This window comes from Mesorhizobium sp. M5C.F.Ca.IN.020.29.1.1, from assembly GCF_003997375.1.
Taxonomy (GTDB): domain Bacteria; phylum Pseudomonadota; class Alphaproteobacteria; order Rhizobiales; family Rhizobiaceae; genus Mesorhizobium; species Mesorhizobium wenxiniae.
In genome coordinates this window covers 1-4893 of the sequence record NZ_RZSW01000485.1, presented here as the reverse complement: position 1 = coordinate 4893, position 4893 = coordinate 1, and the positions used below count along the sequence as shown (strand labels likewise).

6 protein-coding genes are annotated in these 4893 nt (G+C 63.2%); 5 read left to right on the top strand and 1 reads right to left on the bottom strand.

Annotated elements, in window-relative coordinates; all coding sequences use genetic code 11:
* The 5 genes from lpxD to lpxB form a co-directional block, all read left to right on the top strand.
* A partial coding sequence (gene lpxD / locus EOA85_RS27705; RefSeq protein WP_127211889.1) for a UDP-3-O-(3-hydroxymyristoyl)glucosamine N-acyltransferase occupies positions 1-799 on the top strand: 799 nt, incomplete at its 5' end.
* 1 nt (position 800) lies between these two features.
* Positions 801-1259: a 3-hydroxyacyl-ACP dehydratase FabZ gene (fabZ, locus tag EOA85_RS27700; RefSeq protein ID WP_095520391.1), complete on the top strand. Its 459-nt coding sequence runs from the start codon at positions 801-803 to the stop codon at positions 1257-1259.
* A gap of 7 nt (positions 1260-1266) precedes the next feature.
* Positions 1267-2106: an acyl-ACP--UDP-N-acetylglucosamine O-acyltransferase gene (gene lpxA, locus EOA85_RS27695; RefSeq protein ID WP_164759925.1), complete on the top strand. Its 840-nt coding sequence runs from the start codon at positions 1267-1269 to the stop codon at positions 2104-2106.
* Positions 2093-2995, top strand: a complete 903-nt coding sequence (gene lpxI / locus EOA85_RS27690) for a UDP-2,3-diacylglucosamine diphosphatase LpxI (RefSeq protein WP_127211888.1) — start codon at positions 2093-2095, stop codon at positions 2993-2995. Before lpxA ends, lpxI begins: the two co-directional genes overlap by 14 nt.
* Positions 2985-4151 carry a lipid-A-disaccharide synthase gene (lpxB, locus tag EOA85_RS27685; RefSeq protein WP_206523387.1) on the top strand — a complete coding sequence of 389 codons (1167 nt, stop codon included), beginning with the start codon at positions 2985-2987 and terminating at the stop codon, positions 4149-4151. The genes lpxI and lpxB overlap by 11 nt, the downstream gene beginning before the upstream one ends.
* 78 nt (positions 4152-4229) lie before the next feature.
* On the opposite strand, the gene EOA85_RS27680 is transcribed toward lpxB, so the two are convergent.
* The coding region (locus EOA85_RS27680) for a citrate/2-methylcitrate synthase (RefSeq protein WP_281033790.1) at positions 4230-4893 on the bottom strand (664 nt) is incomplete at its 5' end.

Genomic DNA, 4893 nt, shown 5'->3' with positions numbered 1-4893 from the left:
GGTCCATCCACGCCCGCAACAGGCTTTCGCGATGGTCGGACGCCTTCTTTTTCCGGCGGCTGCGACACCGGCGCCGATGACCGGCGAAACCGGTATCTCGCCGCATGCCCATGTCGATTCATCGGCGCATGTCGAGGCCGGCGCGATCGTGGAGGCCGGCGCGATCATCGGCCCCCGCGCATCTATCGGCAGCGGAACCGTCATCGCTCCTCATGCCGTCATCGGTCCCTCCTGCCAGTTCGGCCGCGACGGCTATGTCGGTCCAGGCGCCAGCATCCAGTACGCGCTTATCGGCAACCGCGTCATCATTCATGGCGGCGCCCGCATCGGCCAGGACGGTTTTGGCTTCGTGGCCGGCGCCAAGGGCCCGGAGCGCGTCCCGCAAATCGGCCGGGTCATTATCCAGGACGACGTCGAGATCGGCTCGAACACCACGGTCGATCGTGGCGCCATGTCCGACACGATCATCGGTCAAGGCACCAAGATCGACAATCTGGTGCAGATCGCTCACAACGTCCGTATCGGCCGCAACTGCATAATCGCCGGCCTTTCGGGTATTTCCGGTTCCGTAACGGTGGGCGACAACGTCACCATGGGTGGCGGTGTCGGCCTTGCAGATCACCTGACCATAGGAACAGGAGCCAAGCTTGCTGCAAGAAGCGGGTTCATGAGCAACGTCCCTGCGGGCGAGATTTGGGGTGGGTACCCAGCGCAGCCCATGGCGGAAGCCATGCGGGAGATCGCGGCTCTGCGAAGACTGGCCAGGGCGCGCAAATCCGGCGACGGAGGGAAGAACTGAGATGGTGGCGGCGACGACGCTCGAGGCGGTCGACATATTGGGGTTGATGAAGCTCCTGCCGCATCGCTATCCGTTCCTGATGATCGACCGCATCATCGACATCGATGGCGACGAGTCCGCTATAGGCATCAAGAACGTGACCATAAACGAGCCGCATTTCCAGGGTCATTTCCCGGATCAGCCGGTCATGCCGGGCGTGCTGATCGTCGAGGCGATGGCGCAGACGGCCGGCGCCATCTGCATCCGCAGCCTTGGCACCGAAAAACCGTCGCTGGTCTATTTCCTGACCATCGACAATGCCAAATTCCGAAAACCGGTCGTTCCCGGCGACCAGTTGAAGATCCATGTGAAGAAAATCAAGAAACGTGGCAACCTTCTCAAATTCGCCTGCGAGGCTCTGGTCGACGGCGTCAAGGCCGCGGAAGCCGAGATCTCGGCGATGATGGTTACGAGCGACTGACGATCGAATGCTTATAAAAATCCAGACAGTCATCCATCCATCGTCGGTCATCGAGGCCGGCGCAAAAATCGGCGAAGGCGTCCGCGTCGGGCCATTCTGCCACATCAGCGCCGACGCGGTGATTGGCGACCGCGTCGAACTGGTCAGCCACGTCTCGGTGATGGGCGCGACCATCATCGGTGCGTCGACCAAAGTGTATCCGATGGCGACACTGGGCGCGCCGCCGCAGAACACCAAGCACAAGGGCGGCCGCACCACGCTGGTCATCGGCGAGAACTGCACGATCCGCGAAGGCGTGACCATGCACCTCGGCACCGATTCCAGCCGCGGCGAGACGACGATTGGCGACAACGGCAACTTCCTTGCCTACGCCCACATCGCCCATGACTGCATCGTCGGCAAGAATGCCACCTTCGCCAATCAGGCGACGCTGGGCGGCCATTGCGAGATCGGCGACAACGTCTATATCGGTGGCCTCACCGCTGTTCATCAGTTTGTCCGCGTCGGCGACAACGCCTTTCTCGGCGGTTGCTCGGCAATCGTCGGGGATGTCATTCCCTACGCCATCGCCGTCGGCAATCGCGCCAGCCTTCGCGGACTCAACATCATCGGCCTGAAGCGCGCGGGCCTGCCGCGCTCCGAAATCCATACGCTGCGCAAGGCCTACAGGACGATCTTCGATCGCTCCCGAACCGTCGGCGAAAACGTCGAGTTCGCCAAGGCGGAATTCGCCTCGTCACCGACCGCCATGAAAATCATCGATTTCATCGCCAGTCGCGGCAAGCGGCATTATGCCGTCCCGTCGCTCAAGGCTGGCGACGGCGACGATGCAGATGACGAAGATTGAGGCCACCCGGACGGGCTTTGATCTCGCGCCAGACTCCAAGGTCGGCATCATTGCCGGCGGCGGCAGTCTGCCGGTCGAAGTCGCCAGGGCGCTTGGTGGGCAAGGTAAGTCTCCCTTCGTGGTAATCGTGGCGGGCGAGGTCGACCGCATATCCGATTTCGACGCCTACGAGCAGGCGACGTTGAGGCTGGAGGATGTCGGCTCACTGCTGCCGACGCTCAAAAATCATCATGTTAGCCATTTGGTGACAGCGGGCCATATCACACGCCGTCCCCGGCTGAGCGCCATGCGCCTCAATCTCGGCCTGCTCGCCTGGGTGCCCAGCCTTCTTGTCGGTGTAACCCAAGGCGACGACACCGTGCTGAAACTGTTCGTGCGGAGGATCGAGCGCAGTGGCATCAAGGTTGTCGGCGCCCATGAGATCGTGCCGGAACTGGTCGCGGCCGAAGGCGCGCTGACCAAGGCTACGCCGCGGAAATCCGACTGGCGCGACATCGAAGCGGCGCATACGGCGGCAAAGGCCATCGGAGCGCTGGATATCGGCCAGGCGGCTGTTGCGATCGGCGGCCGCGCCATCGCGCTGGAAGGCGTCGAGGGCACTGACGGATTGCTCGATCGAACAAGGCAGTTGCGCGGCCATGGCAGGCTGGCCGGCAGAACGCGCGGCGTCCTGGTCAAATGCGCCAAGCCCGGCCAGGAGTTACGCGCCGATCTGCCCTCCATCGGCCCGCAGACGGTCGAGGCGGCGCATGCCGCCGGACTTGCCGGCATTGCCATCGAAGCCGGCCGCTCGCTGGTTCTGGAAGGTCCTACGGTCGTTGCCCGCGCCAATGCGCTCGGCCTGTTCGTGATCGGCCTGCCTGCTGCGGAGCCGATGCATGGTGACTGAGAAACCGCTGAAGGTCGCCATCGTCGCCGGCGAGGAATCCGGCGACCTGCTTGGCGCCGACATCGTAGCGTCGCTCAAGCGCGCGACTGGCCGCGAGGTCCGGCTCGTCGGCATCGGCGGCCGGCATTTGCAGGCGCTCGGCCTCACGCCGCTCTTCGACGGCGGCGAGATCGCGCTGACGGGCCTGAGCGCCATCCTGCGCGACCTGCCGCGCCTGATGCGACGGATCAGCCAGACGGCCGACGCGGTCGCCGGTGAAAAGCCCGACTGCCTCATCACCATCGACAGCCCGGATTTTTCGCTGCGCGTGGCGAAGAAGGTGCGTGCCGCCGATCCGGCAATCCCGATCGTCCACTATGTCTGCCCGAGCGTCTGGGCGTGGCGGCCGGGCAGGGCGCTGGCGATGAAACCGTATGTCGATCATATCCTCTGCATCCTGCCTTTCGAGGTGAAGGAGCTCGCCCGCCTCGGCGGTCCGCCCGGCACCTATATCGGCCATCGCCTTACGCACGATCCGGGCGTGCTCGGCGCTGCCAAGGCGCAAAGCCTGCCGCGCGACCTGCCCGAGGATCGTGTGAAGACACTGCTTGTGCTGCCCGGCTCGCGTCGCGGTGAGGTGCGACGGCTAGTTGGCCCGTTTGGCAAGACGATCTCGATCCTCCGCGCACGCGGACACCGCTTGCGCCTGCTGTTGCCGACGGTGCCGCATGTCGCCGACCTAGTCAGGGCTTCGGTGGCAAGCTGGGACGAGAAGCCGGAGATCATCCTCGATACCGAACGCAAATGGCAGGCCTTCGGCAAGGCCGATGCAGCGCTGATCGCATCGGGAACGGTGTCGCTGGAACTGGCGCTGTCGGGCGTGCCGATGATCTCCTGCTACCGGCTCGATCCGGTCATGCGGATTGCCCAGCGCCTGATCACCGTATGGAGCGCCGCCTTGCCCAATCTCATCGCCGATCGCCCGATCGTGCCGGAAAGCTACAACGAATATGTGCGGCCGCACTATCTGGCGCGGCAGTTGGAGGCGCTTTTTTCCGACACCCCCTATCGTGCATGGCAGAAGGACGGTTTTGCCGAGGTGGCCAGACGCATGGCCGTTGATGAACCTTCCGGCGATATCGCTGCGGGGGTCGTGATGAAATACATCAAAGGGTGAGTAGTGAGTAGTGAAGATAGCAGAGCACCGCTCGGCGTCTAGAATTCCTATTTACTAATCACTACTCACTTCTTCTATTCACCGTTTAGCAATCGGCACGTAGTCGCGTTCCGGCGCACCTGTATAGAGCTGGCGCGGGCGACCGATCTTCTGGTGCGGATCCTCGATCATCTCCTTCCACTGCGCGATCCAGCCGACGGTACGGGCGACCGCGAACAGCACGGTGAACATGGTGGTGGGGAAGCCCAGCGCCTTCAGCGTGATGCCGGAATAGAAATCGACGTTCGGATAAAGCTTCTTCTCGATGAAATAGGAGTCGGTCAGCGCGATCTTTTCCAGTTCCATGGCGATGTCGAGCAGCGGATCATCCTTGATGCCGAGTTCGCCCAAAACCTCATGTGCGGTCTTCTGCATGATCTTGGCGCGCGGATCGTAGTTCTTGTAGACGCGGTGGCCAAAGCCCATCAACCGGAACGGATCGTTCTTGTCCTTGGCGCGCGCGATGAATTCCGGGATGTGGTCGACATGGCCGATCTCGCCCAGCATATTCAAGGCCGCCTCGTTGGCGCCGCCATGAGCCGGTCCCCACAGGCAGGCGATGCCGGCGGCGATGCAGGCAAACGGGTTGGCGCCCGACGAGCCGGCGAGGCGAACGGTCGAGGTCGAGGCGTTCTGCTCGTGGTCGGCATGCAGGATGAAGATGCGCTCCATCGCCCGCGCCAGCACCGGATTGATCTTGTAT